Source organism: uncultured Methylobacterium sp., assembly GCF_964242245.1.
Taxonomy (GTDB): Bacteria; Pseudomonadota; Alphaproteobacteria; order Rhizobiales; family Beijerinckiaceae; genus Methylobacterium.
In genome coordinates, this window is the sequence record NZ_CAXTBY010000019.1 from 29,023 (window position 1) to 49,996 (window position 20,974).

Genomic DNA, 20,974 nt, shown 5'->3' on the forward strand with positions numbered 1-20,974 from the left:
GTCACGGTTTAAGGCACGGTGCCCGGGATTGCGAGGGCCGGCGCTCTGACAGGCGGCAAGGGTTGTCAGAAAACCGGTTGTCAGAAGACCGGTTGTCAGAAGACCTGTCGTCTTGAGCGAAGATCGGTCACGGGTCGATGACGACCACGTCGTTGGCGTGCACCCGGCCCAGCACGACCCGGGCGCGCTCCTCCAGGAGGTCGCGGTCGATCTGCTCGCTGCGCAGGAGCGCGACCCGGTGCTCCCAGACCGCCCGCTCGGCCTTGGCCGCCGCCAACTCGCGGGTCAGCCCGTAGGCCTGGATCTTGAGGGCGCGCTTGGCCTCCAGGCCGCGGTTGCCGTTCTCGGCCTGGACCACGAAGTAACCGACGACGAGCCCCGACAGGGTCCACAGACTCAGCGGCAACACGACCATTCTGACGCGGCGACGGACGACCATGCGTTGGAGCATCGCGGGCCGCGGTTAACAAAGGGTGTGGCCCGGGCCGGCCGGCCGCAAGGGCCGGGATGTTCCCGCGCGCCTGCTCGCGCCGGGCGCTATCGACGCCGTCCCGCTTGGGCTACAGCCCGCAACACGACGATACGCGCTCGGAGACGGACGGCATGGAGACGGACGGCACCCACATCCTGGTCAGGGCGGTCACCGAGGACGAGGGCGCGATCCTGGCGGGATGGCTCCGCCTGCTGAGGGACGGCGGGTCGCTCCAGGCCGGGCGGATCCGCGAGGCCGAACTCGAAGGTCAGGCGCGCTTGGTGCTCGGGCTCCTGCGCGAGGCGCTGGCCTCGGGCGGGAGCGAGGCCGGATCGAGCCCCTACGACGGCGTCCGCGACGTCCTCGCCGAGATGTCCCGTTCCCGCGCCGTGCAGGGATTTACGCCGAGCGACACGGCCAACTTCGTGTTCTCCCTGAAGGAGCCGGTCTTCTCGGCGCTGAACCGGGTGTGCGCGGGCGATGCCGGGCTCGTCGCCGCGGGCACGTGGGCGGCCAGCCGCATCCTCGACCGGCTCGGCCTGCACACGATGGAGGTGTTCCTGTCGAGCCGCGAGGCGGTGATCGGCCGGCAGAGCCAGGAGATCGCGGAGCTCTCCACCCCCGTGGTGCGGCTCTGGGACGGTATCCTGGCGCTGCCGCTGATCGGCACGCTGGACAGCGCGCGCACCGGCGTGGTGATGGATAACCTGCTCCAGGCGATCGTCGACGAGGAGGCGGAGATCGCCATCATCGACATCACCGGCGTGCCGACCGTCGACACGCTGGTGGCTCAGCACCTGCTCAAGGCCATCGCCGCCGCCCGGCTGATGGGGGCCGACTGCATCATCTCCGGCATCCGGCCGCAGATCGCCCAGACCATGGTGCATCTCGGCGTCGAGCTGAACGTGGTCTCGAAGGCCAACCTCGCCGGCGCCTTCGCCGTGGCGCTGCGGCGCACCGGCCGGGCCGTGACCCGCCGGCCCGCGCCGGCGGCGATCGCGGACTAGGACGATGGACCGCATCCCGATCCTGAAGCTCGGCGGCGCGCTGATCGTGACCATCCAGGTCGACATGCACGACCGCCTCGCGCTGGCGCTGGAGGAGGATCTCACCGCCAGGATCGTGGCGACCGGCGCCGGCGGCGTGCTGATCGAGATCTCGGCCCTGGAGATCGTCGATTCCTTCATCGGCCGGGTGCTCGACAACATCGCCGCCGTCTCGCGGGCGCTCGACGCCGAGACCGTGGTGGTCGGCATGCGGCCGGCGGTGGCCATCACCCTGGTCGAGCTCGGGCTGACGCTCTCGGGCATCAAGACCGCGCTCAACGTGGAGCGCGGGATGGCGATGATCCGGGCCCGTCTCGACCGGGATGCGGTCGACGGCCCGGGGAGCGCCCATGGCCGTCACGAAGACTGAGACCCTGCCGATCCGCTCCGGCGCGGACGTGGTGCGCGTGCGCCAAGCGGTGCGCACCCGCGCCGTCGAGGTCGGGCTCGGCCTCGTCGACCAGACCAAGATCATCACCGCCGCGAGCGAGCTCGCCCGCAACACCCTCGACTACGGCGGCGGCGGGCAGGTGGAGATCGCGGTCGTGCAGGAGGGCCTGCGCCGGGGCCTGCGCCTGTGCTTCGCGGATCAGGGACCCGGCATTCCCGACATCGAGAAGGCCCTGACCGACCACTTCACCACCGGCAGCGGCCTCGGGCTGGGCTTGGGCGGAGCCAAGCGCCTCTCCAACGAGTTCCATATCGCGTCGACCCCCGGTGCCGGCACCCGCGTGACCATCGCGCGCTGGAAGTGAGCATGATCAGCGTCCCCGTGACGGAAGCCAGCCAGGTCGCCGACGCGCGTCGGCGGGCGGCGGCGCTCGCCGCGACCCTGGGTTTCGACGAGGTCGCGGGCGGGCGCGTCGCCCTCGTCGCGACGGAACTCGCGACCAACCTCGTCAAGTACGGCACCGCGGGCGAGATCCTGCTCGGCGCCTTCGAGGACGACACCGGGCGCGGCGTCGAGATCCTCGCCCTGGAGACCGGCCCCGGCATCGCCGACCTCGCCGCCGCGCTCCGCGACGGCCACTCGACCGGCGGCAGCCCCGGGACCGGGCTCGGCGCGGCCCGGCGCCTGTCCCAGGCCTTCGACATCGCCTCCTGGCCCGGGCGCGGGACGGCCGTGCTCGCCCGCCTTCAGGCCCGATCCGCCGGCCCGCCGGCGGTGCCGTGGTTCGGCGCCGTCGCCGTCCCTCTGCGCGGCGAGACCGTCAACGGCGACGCCTCCTGCGCGCGCCGGTACGGGGCGGGCTGGACGATCCTCGTCGCCGACGGTCTCGGGCACGGACCGAGCGCGGCCGAGGCCTCCGGTGAGGCGGTGAGGCTGTTTCGAAGCCGCGAGGCCGAGGCGCCCGCCGCGATCCTCTCGGCGATCCACGCCGGCCTGCGCCACACCCGCGGCGGCGCGGTCGCGATCGCCCGCTACGAGCCTGAGCGGGGACGGGTGCTGTTCTGCGGCATCGGCAACGTCGCGGGCGCAGTCGTGACCGGGGCGGAGACCAAGCGGATGGTCTCGCTCGCCGGGACCGCCGGCCACGTGGCGCGGCGCTTCCAGACGTTCGAGTACCCCTTCACCCCCGACAGCCTCCTCGTGATGTGCTCGGACGGCATCGGGACGAGCTGGTCTCTGGACGCCTATCCCGGCCTGCGCGGCGCCCATCCGAGCCTGATCGCCGGCGTGCTCTACCGCGACTTCGCCCGCGGCCGCGACGATGCGACGGTGGTGATCGCGCAAGGGACGGCGGCCTTCGGGGCGGCCCCGTGAGGTGGCCCCTCCTCACCCTGCCGATCCGGCACGAGGACGACGTGTTCACCGTCCGTCAGCGGGTCCGGCGGCTTGCCGGGCATCTCGGCTTCAGCAGCCCTGACCAGACGCGGATCGCGACGGCGACCTCCGAGATCGCGCGCAACGCCCACGACTACGCCGGCGGCGGCAGCGCCACCTTCGGCATCGACGAGGCGAACGGGCGCCAGTCCCTCGTCATCCGCATCGGCGACCGCGGCCCGGGCATCGCCGACCTGCCCGCGATCCTGGAGGGCCGCTACCGCTCGACCACCGGTCTCGGCATCGGCATCACCGGCTCGCGCCGCCTGATGGACCGCTTCGAGGTCGCGACCGACCTCGGCCGCGGCACCGTGGCGACCTTGGGCAAGGACCTGCCGCCGGGGCGGGATCGCCTCGCGGCCTCCGCCGTCCCGGCGCTGTCGGAGACCGTGCGCGGCTGGACGGAGGGCGCGCAGGCGGCGATGCGGGAGCAGAACCGCGACCTCCTCCGGAGCTTGGCCGAGCTTGCCGAGCGCCAGGAGGAGGCCGAGCGCCTCAACCTCGAACTCGCCGAGACCAATCGCGGCGTCGTCGCGCTCTACGCCGAGCTGGAAGTCCAGGCCGAACGCCTGCGCGAGGCCGGGGCGACGCTCGAGAGCCAGGTCCATGTCCGCACCCGGGAACTGGCCCAGGCGAACGAACGCCTGAAGGCGGAGGCCGCCGAGCGCGAGCGCATGGGCGAGGATCTGCGCCAGTCGCAGAAGATGGAGGCGGTGGGCCAGCTCACCGGCGGCATCGCCCACGACTTCAACAACCTGCTCACCGGCATCGTCGGCTCGCTGGACCTGATGCAGAGCCGCATCGCCAAGGGTCGCACGGAGAACCTGAACCGCTACATCGAGACCGCGATGGCCTCGGCCAACCGGGCCGCCGCCCTGACGCACCGCCTGCTGGCGTTCGCCCGCCGCCAGCCCCTCGACCCGGTGCCCACCGACGCCAACGCGCTCATCCGCGGCATGGCCGACCTCCTGCGCCGCAGCATCAGCGAGGCGATCGACCTGCGCATCGAGACCTCGCCCGACCTGTGGCCGACGCTGTGCGACCCGCACCAGCTCGAGAACGCGATCCTCAACCTCGCGATCAACGCCCGCGACGCCATGCCGGACGGCGGCATCCTCACCGTCCGGACCGAGAACGGCGTCTCCCCGGATGCGCGCGACCGGGCGCAGGGACCGGCCGAGTCGGTGCGCATCGCGGTGAGCGACACCGGCACCGGCATGAGCGCGGACGTGATCGCGCGCGCCTTCGACCCGTTCTTCACGACGAAGCCGATGGGCCAGGGCACGGGGCTCGGCCTGTCGATGATCTACGGCTTCGCCCGCCAGTCCGAGGGGCGGGCGCGGATCGAGAGCGTGGTCGGCCGGGGCACGACGGTCGTCATCGAGCTGCCGCGCCACAGCGGCAACGCGCGCGCGCCGGTGACGGCGGCCGGCCCGGCGGAGATGCCGCGCGGGGCCGGCGAGACGGTGCTCGTGGTCGAGGACGAGGGGATCGTGCGCGACCTCATCGTCGAGGTGCTGCACGACCTCGGCTACGCGGCGCTCCAGGCGCCCGACGGCACCGCCGGCTTGGCGGTGCTGCGCTCGCCCGCGCGGATCGACCTCTTGGTCACGGATGTCGGCCTGCCCGGCCTCAACGGCCGGCAGCTCGCCGACCAGGCCCGCGAGACCCGGCCCGACCTGAAGGTCCTGTTCATGACGGGCTACGCGGAGGGCGCCGCGACGCCCGCCGGCTTCCTCGATCCCGGCATGGCGATGATCACCAAGCCCTTCGCCGTCGACGCGCTGATGGCGCGCATCCGGGCGATGATCGAGGGGCCCTCGCCGGGTCGGGCCGCCGGCTGACGCGGACCGCGTGCCAGGTCTCACCCGCTCGGAACGGTGGATGACCGCTCCGCCGGGGCTTGAATCCCCGGCCTGCCTCGTCCAAAATTTGGAACAAATGTCGAACATCCGTCCGGCTCCACCGCGCGGGCCGCCGGACGCGCGCAGCAGGACGAGGTTGTGACCGCCCCGGTCCGCAAGGTCATCCACATCGACATGGATGCGTTCTACGCCTCCGTCGAGCAGCGCGACGATCCGGCCTTGCGCGGGCGACCGGTGGCGGTCGGCGGCTCGCGCGAGCGCGGCGTGGTGGCGGCGGCGAGCTACGAGGCGCGGGCGTTCGGCGTGCGCTCGGCGATGCCCTCCGTCACCGCGCGCCGGCTCTGCCCCGACCTCGTCTTCGTGCGCCCGCGTTTCGACACCTACCGCGCCATCTCCGACGAGATCCGCGCGGTGTTTGCCGCGCACACGCCGGTGATCGAGCCGGTCTCCCTCGACGAGGCCTACCTCGACGTCACCGGGAACCTGCAGGGGCTCCCCACCGCCACCGCGGTCGCCCGCGCCATCCGCGCCGAGATCCGGGCGCGCACCGGGCTCGTGGCCTCGGCGGGCGTCTCGTACAACAAGTTCCTGGCCAAGGTCGCCTCGGACTTCAGGAAGCCCGACGCGCTGTTCGTGATCACGCCCGCGATGGGGCCGGGCTTCGTCGAGGCGCTGCCCATCGGCCGCTTCCACGGCGTCGGCCCGGTGACGGAGGCGAAGATGCGCCGCCTTGGCATCCTCACCGGCCGCGACCTGAGGGCGCGAAGCCTCGACGACCTCGTGGCCGCCTTCGGCAGTGCCGCGCCGTACTATCACGGCGTCGCCCGCGGCATCGACGAGCGCCCGGTCCGAGCCCACCGCATCCGTAAGTCCGTCGGCGCCGAGACCACGTTCGCGGACGACACCGCCGACCCGGCCCTCCTCGCCGCGCGCTTGGCGCCGATCCTCGACAAGGTCGCGGCCGCCTGCCGCGCCAAGGGCCTCGGCGGCCGCACCGTGACCCTGAAGGTGAAGTTCTCGGATTTCGCGCAGGTGACGCGGGCGCGTTCCCTGCCCGATCCGGTGGCCGACCGCGCCGGCCTGGAGGCGGTCAGCCTCGCCCTGCTGCGCGACCTCTGCCCGCTCCGGCGCAGCGTGCGCCTCCTCGGCGTCTCGGTGTCTGCGCTGGATCACGGCCCGGCCGAGGGCCCGCGCCAACTCGGGCTCGCGATCTGAGGCGGCGGACGACGACACCGCGTCGCAGGACGCCGGCTCCGCCCGCCGGGCCCTACATCGGGACGGATGGGGCGGCGTTCCGCCCGGCAAGCGAGAGGCATCCGATGAGCGACGATCCGCGCGCGGCCGGACCGCGGCCCCCCTTCCCCGGCGATCAGCAGCAGGAGCGGCCGGGTCTGACGTCGCGGATGCGCCCGGCCCCCGACCACGGCGAGACGAGCTACGTCGGCAAGGGCCTGCTGACGGGCCGCGTCGCGCTGATCACCGGAGGCGATTCCGGCATCGGCCGCGCCGTCGCCATCGCCTACGCCCGCGAGGGCGCGGACGTGGCGATCGCGTACCTGCCCGTCGAGCAGCCGGACGCCGAGGAGACCGCGCGCTGGATCGAGAAGGCCGGGCGCCGCGCCCTGCTGCTGCCGGGGGATCTGCGCGACGCGCAGCACTGCCGCGACCTCGTCGCGCGGACAGTCACCGAGCTCAGCGGCCTCGACATCCTGGTCAACAACGCCGCCGCGCAGACCGTCAACGACGGGCTCGACGACGTGACGGCGGCCGACCTCGAAGGTGCGTTCCGGGCCAACGTGTTCGCGATCTATTATCTGTGCCAGGCGGCGGTCCCGCACATGAAGCCGGGCTCGGCCATCGTCAACTCCACGAGCCAGCAGGCCAAGATCGCCGACAAGACGATGCTGATCTACGCCGCCACCAAGGGCGCGATCGCGAGCCTGACGATCGGCCTGTCGAACCTCCTGGCGCCGCAGGGCATCCGCGTGAACTGCGTCGCGCCCGGCCCGGTCTGGACGCCGATCCAGCCGATCGTGAAGAGCCCGGAGCAGATCGAGGCGCTCGGCGCCGACACGCCGCTGGGCCGGGCCGGGCAGCCGGCGGAACTGGCGCCCGCCTACGTGCTGCTGGCCTCGCGCGAGGGCAGCTACATGACCGGCGCGCTGGTGCCGGTCACCGGCGGCACGCCGATGTTCTAAGCCGCGCCGCGGGCGCCGGAACACCGCCTGCGCCTGCGGGATTGACGACCCATCGCGACCGATCGCTCGCCCAGACCGGAGCCCACGGATGCCCCAGACCATCTCCGCCACGTTCGAGACCCGTCGCGACGCCGAGATGGCGGTGGAGCACCTCGTCCAGGAGCACGGGCTCGACCGCGCGGCGGTGACGATCGCCCCGGTCTCGGCCGACAACAGCGCCGGCACCGAGACGGCGGGCGCCGACATCGAGGACGGTCACGCGAAGGCCGACACCGAGGGCGAGCCGGCGCTCGCCGGCAGGCTCCGGGTCTCGGCGACCGTCGACCCGACGCTTGCCGACAAGGTGGAAACCTCGTTCGCGACCTACGGCGGCACGCCGTGAGGTGCGGCGCCGGCGCTTCAGTTCGAGACCTGGGAAGGTCGAGCGTCCTCCGCCGTCCCGCGCAGCGGTAGAAGCGGCCGAACGGGACGGTTCACGGCTCGGAAGTCAAGATGTCGCCAGTCACCGCGCTCGACGCCTTCCCGCGCCGGCCCATCGCGGTCAGGGCGCGGCCGTCGCGCCATCCTCACCGCCGCAGGCTCCGCACTCGTCGCACTGGCCGTCCTCGGGGGCGCAACCTGGTTCGTTGTCCTCTTCGGGCCGGGTCTCCTGCGAGATCCCTGGGTCTGGCGCCACGGACGGCCTGCCCCCGTCACGGCGATGGCGGGCTCCTGCACCGTCAAGCTGAGTTTGCTTCCCTTCTCCTGGTGCACGCTGGACGTATCGTACCGGTGCGTCGCCGGGCGCGTGGCCACGCAGTCCGTCACGGCACTCACCTTCGTCGATTTCGATCGGAGCGCGCCTCCGAGCCTCAAGGTCGACCCCGGCGACGACGAGGCGGTCGCGCTGTCCTGGTTCGTCGATGCGCTCCCCGCGCGTTGGGTCGCGCTCGTCGTCGCGTCGGGCGGCCTCGCGTTCCTCGCGGCCGTGATCGGAGGGGGCGCCTGGGCCTTGCTGAGCGAGTTCCGGCTCTATCGAACCCTGGCCCGGGACCCGAAGCCGGTCGAGGCCAGGGTCGTCGGGATGCGCCTCGTGAGCAGTCCGGGCTGGGCCCGCGAGGTCAGGTTCAGCTACCGGGCCGCCGACGGGAGCGAGCGCACGGCCAAGCAGCGCCTGAGGGTGCTCAAGGGGAAGCGCGGCGTCGCGCCCGAGCACTGGACCTACGAGGAGCCGGTCCTGCTTTCGCAGGGAGGCGACTGCCTGTTGGCTCTGGCCGGCACGCGCGGAGCGCGGCTGGTCAAGACTTCGTTCGAGCCGCTCGTGCTCACCGATGCGGAGAAGCAGCGGCTCAGGACGGTCGCGGCGTAGGCCGAGCCGGTAAGCGCCCCGCAACTCACGTCGATGCAGGACCGGCGCGGCCGGGCGTCAGGCGGCCCAGACCCGCCGGTAGAGCGCCGCGATCGCCTCAGCGTCCGGCACGACCGGGTTGTTGGCCGGCGAGCCGGAGGCCAGGGCCTGCGCCGCCATGGTCGGGATCAGGGCCTCCCAGCGCGCCGCGTCGAGGCCGTACTCCGCCGGCCCGGGCACGTCGAGGTCGTCGTTGAGCGCCTCCAATTCGGCCACCAGTCGCGCCACCGCGGCCTCATCGCCCTCCCCGTCCTGCGCGACGCCGATCGCGCGGGCGCAGGCCGCGTAGCGGCCGACCGCGCCGGGGCCCGAGAACGCGGTCACCGCCGGCAGCAGCATCGCGTTCGAGAGCCCGTGCGGCACGTGGAAGTGCGCGCCGATCGGCCGGCTCATGCCGTGCACCAGCGCCACCGAGCTGTTCGAGAAGGCGATGCCGGCTTGGCAAGCGCCGAGCATCATCGCCTCGCGCGCACCCCGATCGCCCGGATCGGTCCAGACCCGGCGCAGGTTCGGCGCGAGCGCCCGCATCGCTTCGAGCGCGAACCCGTCCGAGAACGGGTTGGCGCGGCGCGAGACGTAGGCCTCGATCGCGTGCGTGAGGGCGTCGATGCCGGTGTCGGCCGTGAGGCGCTTGGGCTTGCTCAGCGTCAGCTCGTAGTCGACGAGCGCCGCCACCGGCAGGTAGGCGAGCCCGGCGCAGAGCATCTTCTCGTCGCTCGCCTCGTCGGTGACGATGGTGAAGCGGGTCGCCTCTGAGCCGGTGCCGGCCGTGGTCGGGATCGCCACGATCGGCAGGCCGGGCGCGTCCTGGCTGTGCGGCGCCTTGTAGTTGCGCATGGGACCGCCGTGACGCGCCAGCACCGCCACGGCCTTGGCGGTGTCCATCGGGCTGCCGCCGCCGAAGCCGACGACGCAGTCGTGATCGCCCTCCGCGAGGCGCGCCAGCGCCGCCTCGACCGAGGCCACCGTCGGGTCCGGCACGGTCTCGGAAAACACCGCGCTCCGCAGGCCGGCCGCCGCGAGCCGCTCGGTCAGCGCCGCCGCCCGGCCGCCGTCGGCGAGGTAGCGGTCGGTGACGATGAAGGGTCGGGACAGGCCGAGCTGCGCCAGCACCTCCGGCAGCAGCGCCGAGGCGCCGGCCCCGATCCGCATCAGGCGCGGCAGGGCGATGGGGCTGATCATGTGTCCGTATCCTCGGGCCGGATCGCGTCCCAAGCCGTCTTCGGAAAGCCTAGGGGCCGCGCGGCCGAGCGCAAGCCCGGTTGCCGGTACGGGCTCGCGCTACGGCGCCGCCCCGGCGAAGAGCCCCTGCGCCGCCTCCACCTCGCTCGCGATGAACGCCGCGACCTCGCGGACGGGGGCGGCTGCCGGTTGTCCTCGTGGATGTGCATGTGGAAGGCGCGCGTCGGCGAGGGCTTCTCCGGCAGCATCGGCATGAGGCCGAGATAAGCCTCCGTCAGCGCTTTCGCGCGCGACCGCTGGAGCGCTTCCCGACGAAGTGGGCACCGGTTCGTCGAAAGGAAGCGCGTCAAAACAAAGGCCTAGAGCCGTGCCCGATCCAACGTGATCGGGCACGGCTCTAGGAAGAAGGGCCGGTCGTCCCGGTTGGGGACTGGAATTCATGCCGCACCCTACCCAGCCGGAATGCCCTCTGCGGGGGAGGGTGGCCCTCGCGTCGGCGGGGGTCGGGAGAGGGAGCGGATGCTTTGGCTGGCCGTGCAGCGATGCACAGCGGCTGCGAGCGGGTCCGGCTTTATCGCTCGGGCGATCCTGCTATGGTCCCGCCAAAATCGGGCCGGCTTCGGCGCACGCCCGACGATCGAGGAAGCGAACAGGAGGCGCGATGCGCACGATCGGGCATTTCATCGGCGGCAAGGCCGTTCCGGGCACGAGCGGGCGGTTCGCCGACGTGTTCCATCCCTCGACCGGCGAGGTCCAGGCCCGGGTGGCGCTGGCGAGCGCGGCCGAGCTTCGCGCGGCGGTGGTGAACGCCCGCGACGCTCAACCCGCCTGGGGCGCCACGAACCCGCAGAAGCGCGCCCGCGTGATGATGCGCTTCCTTGAACTGATTCGGGCCGAGATGGAGCCGCTGGCTGAATTGCTCGCGAGCGAGCACGGCAAGACCGTGCCCGACGCCAAGGGCGACATCCAGCGCGGCGTCGAGGTGGTGGAGTTCGCCTGCGGCATCCCGCACCTGCTCAAGGGCGAGTACACGGAGGGCGCCGGCCCCGGCATCGACGTCTATTCCCTGCGCCAGCCGCTCGGCGTGGTGGCCGGCATCACGCCGTTCAACTTCCCCGCGATGATCCCCCTGTGGAAGTGCGCCCCGGCGATCGCCTGCGGGAACAGTTTCATCCTCAAGCCCTCCGAGCGCGACCCCGGCGTGCCGCTGCGCATCGCCGAGATCTTCCTGGAGGCGGGCCTGCCGCCGGGCATCCTCAACGTCGTGAACGGCGACAAGGAGGCGGTCGACGCGATCCTCGACGACGACGACATCCGCGCGGTGGGCTTCGTCGGCTCTTCCTCGATCGCCGAGTACATCTACGTCCGCGCCGCCCAGACGGGGAAGCGCGCGCAGTGCTTCGGCGGCGCCAAGAACCACATGATCGTCATGCCCGACGCTGACATGGGGCAAGCGGTCGACGCGCTGATCGGCGCCGGCTACGGCTCGGCCGGCGAGCGCTGCATGGCGATCTCGGTGGCCGTGCCCGTCGGCGAGGGCACCGCCGACCGGCTGATGGAGCGGCTGATCCCGCGGGTCGAGGCCCTGAAGATCGGCCCGTCGCACGACGCGTCGGCCGATTACGGTCCGCTGGTGACGCGCGAGGCCGTGGAGAAGGTCCGGGGCTACATCGAGACCGGCGTCTCCGAGGGGGCGGACCTCGCCGTCGATGGCCGCGGCTTCAAGCTCCAGGGCTACGAGAACGGCTTCTACATGGGCGGCTCGCTGTTCGACCGCGTGACGCCGGACATGACGATCTACAAGGACGAGATCTTCGGCCCCGTCCTGTCCGTGGTGCGGGCGCGGGATTACGAGGAGGCGCTGGCGCTCCCCTCGACGCACCAGTACGGCAACGGCGTCGCCATCTTCACCCAGGATGGGGACGCGGCGCGCGACTTCACCGCGCGGGTCAACGTCGGCATGGTCGGCGTCAACGTGCCGATCCCGGTGCCGATCGCCTACCACACCTTCGGCGGCTGGAAGCGCTCCGGCTTCGGCGACCTCAACCAGCACGGGCCGGACTCGATCCGCTTCTATACGAAGACCAAGACGGTGACGCAGCGCTGGCCGTCGGGCATCAAGAGCGGCGCGGAGTTCTCGATCCCGACGATGCGCTGAGCCAACCCTCCCCCTCTGCGGGGGAGGGTGCAGAGCGGAGCGAAGCGGGAGAGGGGAGCGGCCCTCTCCGGCATACGGCGCTCCCCTCTCCCGACCCACTTCGCGGGCCACCCTCCCCCGCAGAGGGGGGAAGGAAACGCCGGCGATCAGGAGAACCAGCGATGCGCTTCGGGCTCGACGAGGATCAGGTCGCGATCCGGGACATGGCGGCGGCCTTCGCCGCCGCGCACATCGCGCCCCATGCGCTCGACTGGGACGCGCGCCGGCACTTCCCCGTCGAGACGTTTCGCGCGGCGGCGGCGCTCGGCATGGCCGCCATCACCGTGCGCGAGGATGTCGGCGGCTCGGGTCTCAGCCGGGTCGACGCGAGCCTGATCTTCGAGGCCCTGGGCGAGGGCTGCCCGACGGTGGCGGCCTTCCTCTCGATCCACAATCTCTCCGCCTGGATCATCGACGCCTTCGGCAGCGAGGCGCAGCGCCGCCGCTGGCTCCCGGCGCTCGCGCGGATGGACCTCATCGCGAGCTACTGCCTCACCGAGGCCGGCTCCGGCTCGGACGCGGCGGCACTGCGCACCCGCGCCGTGCGCGAGGGCGACCATTACGTCCTGAACGGCGAGAAGCAGTTCATCTCGGGCGCGGGCGCCAGCGACCTCTACCTGTGCATGGTCCGCACCGGCGGCGAGGGCGCCAAGGGCGTCTCGGCGATCCTCGTGGAGAAGGACACGCCCGGCCTCTCGTTCGGCGCCAACGAGCGCAAGATGGGCTGGAACGCGCAGCCCACCCGCGCGGTGCGCTTCGATTCCTGCCGGGTGCCGGTGGAGAACCGCCTCGGTGCGGAGGGCGAGGGTTTTGGCTTCGCCATGGCCGGCCTCGACGGCGGGCGGCTCAACATCGCCGCCTGCGCGCTGGGCGGGGCGCAGGCGGCGCTCGACAGAACGGTCGCCTACCTCGGCGACCGTCGCGCCTTCGGCCAAAAACTCTCCGGATTCCAGGCCTTGCAGTTCCGGCTGGCCGACATGGCGACCGACCTGGAGGTGGCCCGCGCGTTCCTGCGCCACGCGGCCGCCGCCCTCGACGCGAAGGCACCCGAGGCGACCAAGCTCTGCGCCATGGCCAAGCGCCACGTCACGGACGCGGCCTTCCACGTCGCCAACGAGGCGCTGCAACTGCACGGCGGCTACGGTTACCTCGCCGATTACGGCATCGAGAAGATCGTCCGGGATCTGCGCGTCCACCAGATCCTGGAGGGCACCAACGAGATCATGCGGGTGATCATCGCCCGCGCGCTCCTCGGGGGGCGCTGATGTCCGACGTGATCGTCGAGCGCGTCGGGTCGCTCGGGCGCATCCGCCTCGACCGGCCGCGGGCGCTGAACGCACTGACCCACGGCATGGTCGGCGCGATCGATGCGGGTCTGGACCGGTTCCTCGCCGATCCGAACGTCGCCGCGATCCTGCTCACCGGCGAGGGCGAGCGCGGCTTGTGCGCCGGCGGCGACCTTCGCTCGCTCTACGAGACGGACGGGACGTCGTTCGCGGAAACGTTCTGGCGCGACGAGTACCGGCTCGACGCCCGCATCGCCCATTGCGAAAAGCCGTTCGTGGCGGTGATGGACGGCATCACCATGGGCGGCGGCGTCGGGCTGTCGGGGCATGCCCGCCACCGCATCGTCACCGAGCGTTCGCGCATCGCCATGCCGGAGACCGGCATCGGCTACCTGCCCGACGTCGGCGGGACGTGGCTGCTGCCGCGCGCGCCCGGCGAGACCGGGACCTATCTCGGGCTGACCGGCGAGGCGTTCGGTGCCGCCGACGCGATCCTGTCGGGCTTCGCCGACGCCCTCGTGCCGGCGGGAGCCCTCCCCGGCCTGATCGAGGCCCTCACCGCCCTCCCCCCGAGCGCCGACGACGCGGCCGTGCGCGCGCTGATCGCGCGCGCGGCGCGGGCGCCGGAGGCGGCCCCGCTCGCGGGCGCGCGGGCGGTGATCGACCGCTGCTTCGCCTTCGACCGGGTCGAGGATATCCTCGCCGCGCTCGCCGCCGACGGCTCCGACTTCGCGATCCGAACGCACGCGACGCTGCTGGAGAAATCGCCCGCGAGCCTCGTGCTCACGCTGTGCCTGCTCCGCCTCGGGCGCGCCTCCGCGACGCTCGAAGCCTGCCTGGAGCGCGAGTTCCAGGCCTCGCTCGCCCTGCTCGCCGAGGGCGATTTTCGCGAGGGCATCCGCGCCGCGGTGATCGACAAGGACAAGGCCCCGCGCTGGTCGCCGGCGACGCTGGCGGAGGTCGATCCGGACAGGATCGTGCGCTGGCTGGAGCCGCGGGCGGCACCGGTGTTTCCGGAGCGTGCCGTCGAGCCGAACTGACCCGCATCCTCCGCTCCGACCACCTCATCTCGAAGGGCCGGAGCGCGGGGGCGGTCTCGAAGAAGGGATTCGGCACGCATGGCGATTTCGGGAGCCCTCCTTCGAGGCCGCTTACGCGGCGCCTCAGGATGAGGTGGTGGGTGAAAATCGGTTGGGTTTCGATAGACCTGTAAAGCAGGCTCAAGGCCGCGCCTCGCGCAGGACGGGACGGGAGGATCACGGATGAGCGCACCGCAAACGATCGCCTTCATCGGGCTCGGCAACATGGGCGGGCCGATGGCGGCCAACCTCGTCCGGGCCGGCTTCAGCGTGCGCGGGTTCGACCTGAACCCGGCCTCCCTGGAGGCAGCCGGGGCGGAGGGCGTCGCGGTGGCCGGCTCCGTCCTGGAGGCGGCCGAGGGCGCGCACGCCGTGGTGACGATGCTGCCGGCCGGCCGCCCCGTGGTCGAGGTCTGGTCGCAACTCGCCGAGGCGGTGCCCGCCGGCACGCTGCTGATCGATTCCTCGACGATCGACGTCGAGAGCGCCCGCGCGGCGCACGCGCTGGCCGACGCCCGCGGCTGCCCGGCGATCGACGCGCCGGTCTCCGGCGGCACCGGGGGCGCGAAGGCCGGTACGCTCACCTTCATGGCCGGCGGCTCGGACGGAGCCTTCGCCGCCGCCGAGCCGATCCTGAGGCGCATGGGCAAGAGCGTGTTCCACTGCGGCGCGGCCGGCGCGGGGCAGGCCGCCAAGATCTGCAACAACATGATCCTCGGCATCTCGATGATCGGGGTGTGCGAGGCCTTCGCGCTGGCGGAAAAACTCGGGCTGCCGCAGCAGGCGCTGTTCGACGTGGCCTCGGTCTCGTCCGGCCAGTGCTGGTCGCTGACCACCTACTGCCCGGTGCCGGGGCCGGTGCCGGCCTCGCCCGCTAACGCCGGCTACAAGCCGGGCTTTGCCGCCGGGCTGATGCTGAAGGACCTCAGGCTCGCGCAGGCGGCGGCTAAGAGCGCGGGCGCGTCGACGCCGCTGGGCGCCGAGGCCGAGCGGCTCTACGCCGCCTTCGACGCGGGCGGACAGGGCGCGCGGGACTTTTCCGCGATCATCCATATGCTGCGCGGGCGGAGCGAGGAGCCTTGAGCATGGACGAGACGATCCTCACCGAGACGCGCGGACGCGTCCGGCTGATCACGCTGAACCGGCCGAAGGCGCTGAACGCCATCGACGCGCAGCTCACCCGCGAACTGATCGCGGCGGCCCTCGCGGCGGACGCCGATCCGGGCATCGGCTGCATCGTGATCACCGGCTCGGCTCGGGCCTTTGCAGCCGGCGCCGACATCAAGGAGATGCAGGCGGCCACCTACGCCGAGATGTACGCGGGCGACCGCTTCGCGGAGTGGGAGCGGTTCACGGCGGTCCGCACGCCGATCCTCGCGGCGGTGGCGGGCTACGCGCTGGGCGGCGGCTGCGAACTCGCGATGATGTGCGACCTGATCCTGGCCGCCGACACGGCGCAGTTCGGCCAGCCCGAGATCAAGCTCGGGGTGATGCCCGGCATCGGCGGCAGCCAGCGGCTCACCCGCTTCGTCGGCAAGGCCAAGGCGATGGAGATGTGCCTGACCGGGCGCATGATGGACGCGGCCGAGGCCGAGCGCGCCGGCCTCGTCTCGCGGGTACTCCCCGCGGACCTGCTCCTCGCCGAGGCGATGACTGTGGCCGAGACGATCGCATCGATGTCGCTGCCGATCGCGATGATGACCAAGGAGGCGGTCAACCGCGCCTACGAGACCACGCTGACCGAAGGCGTGCGCTTCGAGCGCCGGGTGTTCCACGCGATGTTCGCGACGGCCGACCAGAAGGAGGGCATGGCCGCCTTCGTCGAGAAGCGGCCGGCGCAGTTCGGGCACAGTTAGGCAACTTCTTTCCCTCTCCTCTCTGCGGGCTAGCAGATGCACCCATCTCTCGACGCGATCGGATGAGGCGCGGGTCCCCTCTCCCCGCACGCGGGGAGAGGCCCGGCTGCACCTTGCCGTGCAGCCGGGACGCGAGAGGCGAAGCCGAAGCGACGGTGAGGGGCCGAGCCCGGACGCGGCGCATCCGGTTTCCCTCCTCACCGTCGGCTGCCGCCTCGCTTGGCCGACGCCCCAAGTCGGGCCTGCCCGACTTGAGCACCAAAGATCGGAGCTCGGGTAGACCCGAGGTCCGTGGTCGGCAAAGCCCTTTCCCCGCAAGCGGGGCGAGGGGATGCGCGGCCCCCGACGCGTCAAGCGCCGGGATGTGTGAAGCCGCAAGCGCAGAGGGGGGAGGGATGCGGCACGCGATCGAACGCCTTCCGGCCGGGGAACCGAGAATCAAAAACCCAAAACCACAGGGAGAACGCCGATGCCGAGCTTTCGCGAATCCCGAGACTTCCTGCTCGCCCATCGCACCGACTACGCGGCCGCCTATGCCGGCTTCCGGTGGCCGGACGCGGCGGCGTTCAACTGGGCGCTCGACTGGTTCGACGCCGACCTCGCGACCGCGCCCGAGAGCCGCGACAGGCCGGCGCTGTGGATCGTCGACGCGGCGTCCGGCGTCGAGACCAAGCGCTCCTTCTCCGAGATGAGCCGCCGCTCGAACCAGGTCGCCAACCACCTGCGCGGCCTCGGGCTGTCCCGCGGCGACCCCCTGCTGCTCCTGCTCGGCAACGTGCCGGCCCTGTGGGAGACGATGCTCGCGGCGATGAAGCTCGGCGCCGTGGTGATCCCGGCGACCACGCTGCTGACGACTGAGGAACTCGCCGACCGGCTGGAGCGCGGCCGGCCCAGGGTGATCGTGGCGGGTCCCGAGCAGGTCGCGAAATTCACCGGGCTCGACGCCGGCCCGGCCGTGCGCGTCACCACCGGGCCGGCCGAGCCGGGCTGGCGCCCCTACGACGCCGGGTTCGCCGAGCCAGAGACCTTCGCGCCGGACGGGCCGACGCGGGCCGGCGATCCGCTGCTGCTGTACTTCACCTCCGGTACGACGGCGAAACCCAAGCTCGTGCGGCATAGCCACCGCTCGTACCCGGCAGGCTCCCTCTCGACGATGTACTGGCTCGGGCTTCAGCCCGGCGACATCCACTGCAACGTCTCCTCGCCGGGCTGGGCCAAGCACGCGTGGTCGTCGGTCTTCGCCCCCTGGAACGCGGGCGCCACCGTGTTCGTGGTGAACCAAGCGCCGTTCTCCGCCCCGGCGCTGCTCGCCGTGCTAGGGCGCTGCCGCGTCACCACGCTCTGCGCCCCGCCGACCGTGTGGCGGCTGATGATCCAGGAGGACCTGACCGGGTACGACTTGGCGCTCCGCGAGGTGTGCGCGGCGGGCGAGCCCCTCAACCCGGAGGTGATCGATCGGGTCGGCCGGGCCTGGGAGCTGACGATCCGCGACGGCTACGGCCAGACCGAGACCACGGCCCTGGTCGCCAACACGCCCGGACAGGCGGTCAGGCCCGGCGCCATGGGCCGCCCGCTCCCAGGCTACACGGTGCGCGTCCTCGACATCGACGGGGAGCCGGCGACCGAGGGCGAGGTCTGCCTCGCACTGGGCGTGCATCGTCCCGCCGGCCTGATGCAGGGCTACGACGACGGCGCCGGCACCCTCGTCGGGGCCGAGGGCGCGGTCTACCGCACCGGAGACGTCGCCTTCGTGGAAGCCGACGGCACGCTGACCTTCGTCGGACGCGCCGACGACGTGTTCAAGTCGTCGGGCTACCGCATCAGCCCGTTCGAACTGGAGAGCGTGCTGCTGGCGCACGCGGCGGTCGCCGAGGCCGCGGTGGTGCCGGCACCCGACGCCATCCGCTACACGATCCCGAAGGCCTACGTCGCGCTGGTGGCCTCGGCCGAGCCGAACGCCGAGACGGCACTCGACATCTTCCGCTTCACCAACGCGCGGCTCCCTCCCTACAAGCGCCTGCGCGCGATCGCGTTCGTCGCCGACCTGCCCAAGACCATCTCCGGCAAGATCCGCCGGGTGCAGCTCCGCCGCCTGGAGCACGAGGGCGCCGCCGATGATCCGCAGCGCGGCCGCGCCTTCGCGCAGTCGGACTTTCCCGAGCTGAGGGCGGAGGAGCGCAAGCCCGGCTGAGCCGTCCGGGGCGCCCGCGTCGGCGGCCCTACCCAGGCGGCCGCGGCGGGAGCCGGCCGCCGCGCGTCGTCCGCGGCGCGGCGTAGGCCAGCGTAGCGTGCGCGGGCGTCGGATGGCGGATCTTGGAAGGGCGCCCGCAGGCCCGCATCCGCCGGTCGGCCTCCCGCCAGTCCGGCAGGCCGGGATCGACGGCCTCCCAGCGCGCGACGGAGGCCTCGTCGCACCACGCGGCGAGCTTGGCCATCGCGGCGCGGTGGTCGCCGGCCAGGATGTAGGCGTGCAGGGCCGCCGCGTCGGTCCAGGCGGTGAGTGTCCAGAAGGTCAGCCCGCGGTCGGCGAGGATCGCCCCGTCGAGGTAGCCGGCGGCGCGCCGCGCCTGCTCGGCCGAACGGTACGCGCGCGGCGCGAAGGCCGGCACGAGACGCCAGGAGCGCAGGCGCAACCGCGTCAGGCTGATCGTTGGCATGTCGGCATCCCCGCGACCCGAGCGCCGACGCTACCATAGGTCCCGCGCCGCGTTGCCGTGCGGCCGGTCAGCCGTGGCGGCTGTCCAGGCGCGGTCCGCCGAGGCTGATCCGGCCGGTCTGGGTGCGGTGGCTGCCGTAGGAGGGCGGGGCGTAGGGGCGGCGCGACAGGTCGTAGAGGGTGTTGCCGACGAGGCCCGCGGCGCGGCGCAGGGTCGAGCCCTCGCAGGTGGCCGCGATCCGCACCCCGAGCTCGTGGGTGTGGCTGCGTCCGTAGAGGTAGACCGCGAGCCGCGCCCGCGTCGCCTCGGGGATGCCGTCGACGAGGACGGTCAGCGTCTCGGAATCCGCGCGGGCAATCCGCCCGAGGGCCTCCGGCGAGATCGGGCAGTCGGCGGCCGGATCGTCGACGCTGAGCGAACGGGCCTGGGTCATGGCAGCACCTGTTGGCTGGGTTCGATCCAAGATGAAAGCGAAAAGGTTAACGAACCCTTGTCAGGCCAAGCGACCGCCCGGATCACGTCGCCCCCCAATTCCTGGCACACCGCCGCAAGACGGCACGCCTATGTTCTCATGGTTTCAAGACCTAAATCTCACTCGTGAAGATCGTTGTAAATCTTCCTTAACCACGTTGATCCAGAAATGTGGACATGACCTGACAGGAGCTTGACGTGACGCGCCTCCCCCTCGCGGCCCTTCTGCTGGGTGTCAGCATGACGGCCCATGCCGCCGACCTGCCGCTGCGCGGCTCGATCCAGACCTTCGATCCGCCGCCGTCCGCCTTCACCTGGACGGGGTTCTACCTCGGCCTGAACGTCGGCGCCGCGGCGGCGGGCGACTTCCGCGCGGAGACGTTCGCGCCGCTGCCGCAGGCCGAGTTCCGCACCTCGCTGGGCGGCTTCACCGGCGGCGGCACGCTCGGCTACAATTACCAGTTCACGCCCGGCAGCGGGTTCGTCGTCGGCATCGAAGTGGACGGCGGCTACGCGGATTTGCACAATCGCACGTCCTTCGGCCTGCCGGGTTACCGCTTCCAGGCGAGCGGCGGCCTCGACACCGACAGCTACTTCGTCTCGCTGCGCGGTCGCGCCGGCTACGCCTTCGGGCCGATGCTGGCCTACGCCACCGGCGGCTGGTCCGCGACCGAGGTGGGGTTCTCAGGCAGCGTGACGGTCCCATCGGTCGGGCACTTCAAGGGCTACGACGGCGCCTACGCCAAGTCGATGCCGATCGACGGCTACACCGTCGGCGCCGGCCTCGAATACGCGGTGATGCGGAACGTCTCGGTCAAGGCGGAATACCTCTACGCCGACCTCGACCGCACGATGCACCAGTACTACCATGGCGTCCCGCTGCACTTCAGCGGCGGCCTCGACGTGCATCAGGTCAGGATCGGCGCGAACTACCGCTTCGACGGCTTCCCCGGCGGGGTGCTCGGCCTCTGACGCCGCGCCGTCGGAGGATCGGCGGTCCAGCCCTGACGCAGGCGGCGGCCGCCGTGCTCAGCGCAGGCGCCGAGTTCACAGCGGCCTCCTCACGATCCGCGCGGCCAGCCCGACGATGCCCTCGCGGAACAACAGCACGCAGAGCACGAAGACCACGCCCTGGATGATCGTCACCCAGGCGCCGAACTGGGCGAGGTAGGTCTCCATCGTCACGATCACCAGGGCGCCGACGATCGGGCCGAACACCGTGCCCATGCCGCCCACCAGCGTCATCAGCACCACCTCCCCCGACATCGCCCAGTGCACGTCGGTGAGCGAGGCCAACTGGAATACGATCGCCTTGGTGGAACCGGCGAGACCCGCGAGCGTCGCCGACAGCACGAACACGGCGAGCTTGTACTGGTTGACCCGGTAGCCGAGGGAGATCGCGCGGGGCTCGTTGTCGCGGATCGCCTTCAGCACCTGCCCGAACGGCGAGTGG

At 72.1% G+C, this 20,974-nt stretch carries 21 protein-coding genes; 16 read left to right on the top strand and 5 right to left on the bottom strand.

Annotation, left to right across the window (positions count from 1 at the left end; genetic code table 11):
- Positions 1 to 127: 127 nt before the first annotated feature.
- A complete protein-coding gene (locus tag ACFE8Y_RS06900) occupies positions 128 to 439 on the bottom strand; it encodes a septum formation initiator family protein (RefSeq protein ID WP_375463653.1) in 312 nt (103 codons plus the stop codon).
- A 164-nt stretch (positions 440 to 603) separates the two neighbouring features.
- Between ACFE8Y_RS06900 and ACFE8Y_RS06905 the strand changes: the two genes are divergently transcribed.
- From ACFE8Y_RS06905 to ACFE8Y_RS06945, 9 genes are all read left to right on the top strand, one after another.
- Complete coding sequence (locus ACFE8Y_RS06905) at positions 604 to 1,479, top strand: STAS domain-containing protein (protein WP_375463654.1); 876 nt, start codon at positions 604 to 606, stop codon at positions 1,477 to 1,479.
- Between the two features lie 4 nt (positions 1,480 to 1,483).
- Positions 1,484 to 1,888, top strand: coding sequence for an STAS domain-containing protein (locus tag ACFE8Y_RS06910; RefSeq protein WP_375463655.1), 405 nt, complete (start codon positions 1,484 to 1,486; stop codon positions 1,886 to 1,888).
- On the top strand, positions 1,869 to 2,273 hold the full coding sequence (locus ACFE8Y_RS06915; protein WP_375463656.1) for an anti-sigma regulatory factor: 405 nt from the start codon (positions 1,869 to 1,871) through the stop codon (positions 2,271 to 2,273). The genes ACFE8Y_RS06910 and ACFE8Y_RS06915 overlap by 20 nt, the downstream gene beginning before the upstream one ends.
- 2 nt (positions 2,274 to 2,275) lie before the next feature.
- Positions 2,276 to 3,283, top strand: a complete 1,008-nt coding sequence (locus ACFE8Y_RS06920) for a SpoIIE family protein phosphatase (RefSeq protein WP_375463657.1) — start codon at positions 2,276 to 2,278, stop codon at positions 3,281 to 3,283.
- Positions 3,280 to 5,187: an ATP-binding protein gene (locus tag ACFE8Y_RS06925; protein ID WP_375463658.1), complete on the top strand. Its 1,908-nt coding sequence runs from the start codon at positions 3,280 to 3,282 to the stop codon at positions 5,185 to 5,187. Before ACFE8Y_RS06920 ends, ACFE8Y_RS06925 begins: the two co-directional genes overlap by 4 nt.
- 195 nt (positions 5,188 to 5,382) lie before the next feature.
- Positions 5,383 to 6,423, top strand: coding sequence for a DNA polymerase IV (gene dinB / locus ACFE8Y_RS06930; protein WP_375463675.1), 1,041 nt, complete (start codon positions 5,383 to 5,385; stop codon positions 6,421 to 6,423).
- Between the two features lie 104 nt (positions 6,424 to 6,527).
- The gene (locus tag ACFE8Y_RS06935; protein WP_375463659.1) at positions 6,528 to 7,406 is read left to right on the top strand and encodes an SDR family oxidoreductase; all 879 of its coding nucleotides are present in this window, start codon (positions 6,528 to 6,530) and stop codon (positions 7,404 to 7,406) included.
- 88 nt (positions 7,407 to 7,494) lie between these two features.
- Entirely contained in the window at positions 7,495 to 7,788 is a 294-nt protein-coding gene (locus ACFE8Y_RS06940) for a hypothetical protein (protein WP_375463660.1), read from the top strand.
- Between the two features lie 405 nt (positions 7,789 to 8,193).
- Positions 8,194 to 8,754, top strand: coding sequence for a hypothetical protein (locus tag ACFE8Y_RS06945; RefSeq protein ID WP_375463661.1), 561 nt, complete (start codon positions 8,194 to 8,196; stop codon positions 8,752 to 8,754).
- A gap of 57 nt (positions 8,755 to 8,811) precedes the next feature.
- Here the strand turns inward: ACFE8Y_RS06945 and ACFE8Y_RS06950 are convergent, their stop codons facing one another.
- Positions 8,812 to 9,975, bottom strand: coding sequence for an iron-containing alcohol dehydrogenase (locus tag ACFE8Y_RS06950; protein WP_375463662.1), 1,164 nt, complete (start codon positions 9,973 to 9,975; stop codon positions 8,812 to 8,814).
- A gap of 661 nt (positions 9,976 to 10,636) precedes the next feature.
- Here ACFE8Y_RS06950 and ACFE8Y_RS06955 point away from each other — a divergent pair.
- The 6 genes from ACFE8Y_RS06955 (at position 10,637) to ACFE8Y_RS06980 (ending at position 18,584) form a co-directional block, all read left to right on the top strand.
- A complete protein-coding gene (locus ACFE8Y_RS06955; RefSeq protein WP_375463663.1) occupies positions 10,637 to 12,133 on the top strand; it encodes a CoA-acylating methylmalonate-semialdehyde dehydrogenase in 1,497 nt (498 codons plus the stop codon).
- Positions 12,134 to 12,294: 161 nt separating this feature from the next.
- Positions 12,295 to 13,437, top strand: a complete 1,143-nt coding sequence (locus ACFE8Y_RS06960; protein WP_375463664.1) for an acyl-CoA dehydrogenase family protein — start codon at positions 12,295 to 12,297, stop codon at positions 13,435 to 13,437.
- Complete coding sequence (locus tag ACFE8Y_RS06965; RefSeq protein ID WP_375463665.1) at positions 13,437 to 14,498, top strand: enoyl-CoA hydratase/isomerase family protein; 1,062 nt, start codon at positions 13,437 to 13,439, stop codon at positions 14,496 to 14,498. The genes ACFE8Y_RS06960 and ACFE8Y_RS06965 overlap by 1 nt, the downstream gene beginning before the upstream one ends.
- Before the next feature lie 222 nt (positions 14,499 to 14,720).
- Positions 14,721 to 15,620 (top strand): 3-hydroxyisobutyrate dehydrogenase, encoded by a 900-nt coding sequence (gene mmsB, locus ACFE8Y_RS06970; protein WP_375463666.1) that lies wholly within the window; start codon positions 14,721 to 14,723, stop codon positions 15,618 to 15,620.
- 2 nt (positions 15,621 to 15,622) lie between these two features.
- Positions 15,623 to 16,393, top strand: a complete 771-nt coding sequence (locus ACFE8Y_RS06975) for an enoyl-CoA hydratase (RefSeq protein WP_375463667.1) — start codon at positions 15,623 to 15,625, stop codon at positions 16,391 to 16,393.
- Between the two features lie 469 nt (positions 16,394 to 16,862).
- Positions 16,863 to 18,584, top strand: coding sequence for an AMP-binding protein (locus tag ACFE8Y_RS06980; RefSeq protein WP_375463668.1), 1,722 nt, complete (start codon positions 16,863 to 16,865; stop codon positions 18,582 to 18,584).
- Positions 18,585 to 18,612: 28 nt separating this feature from the next.
- Here the strand turns inward: ACFE8Y_RS06980 and ACFE8Y_RS06985 are convergent, their stop codons facing one another.
- Both ACFE8Y_RS06985 and ACFE8Y_RS06990 read right to left on the bottom strand, forming a co-directional pair.
- Positions 18,613 to 19,050 (bottom strand): DUF3291 domain-containing protein, encoded by a 438-nt coding sequence (locus ACFE8Y_RS06985; RefSeq protein WP_375463669.1) that lies wholly within the window; start codon positions 19,048 to 19,050, stop codon positions 18,613 to 18,615.
- A gap of 67 nt (positions 19,051 to 19,117) precedes the next feature.
- Entirely contained in the window at positions 19,118 to 19,483 is a 366-nt protein-coding gene (locus tag ACFE8Y_RS06990; RefSeq protein WP_375463670.1) for a hypothetical protein, read from the bottom strand.
- A gap of 236 nt (positions 19,484 to 19,719) precedes the next feature.
- Between ACFE8Y_RS06990 and ACFE8Y_RS06995 the strand changes: the two genes are divergently transcribed.
- The gene (locus tag ACFE8Y_RS06995) at positions 19,720 to 20,493 is read left to right on the top strand and encodes an outer membrane protein (protein ID WP_375463671.1); all 774 of its coding nucleotides are present in this window, start codon (positions 19,720 to 19,722) and stop codon (positions 20,491 to 20,493) included.
- Positions 20,494 to 20,568: 75 nt separating this feature from the next.
- Here the strand turns inward: ACFE8Y_RS06995 and ACFE8Y_RS07000 are convergent.
- A partial coding sequence (locus tag ACFE8Y_RS07000; protein ID WP_375463672.1) for a branched-chain amino acid ABC transporter permease occupies positions 20,569 to 20,974 on the bottom strand: 406 nt, incomplete at its 5' end.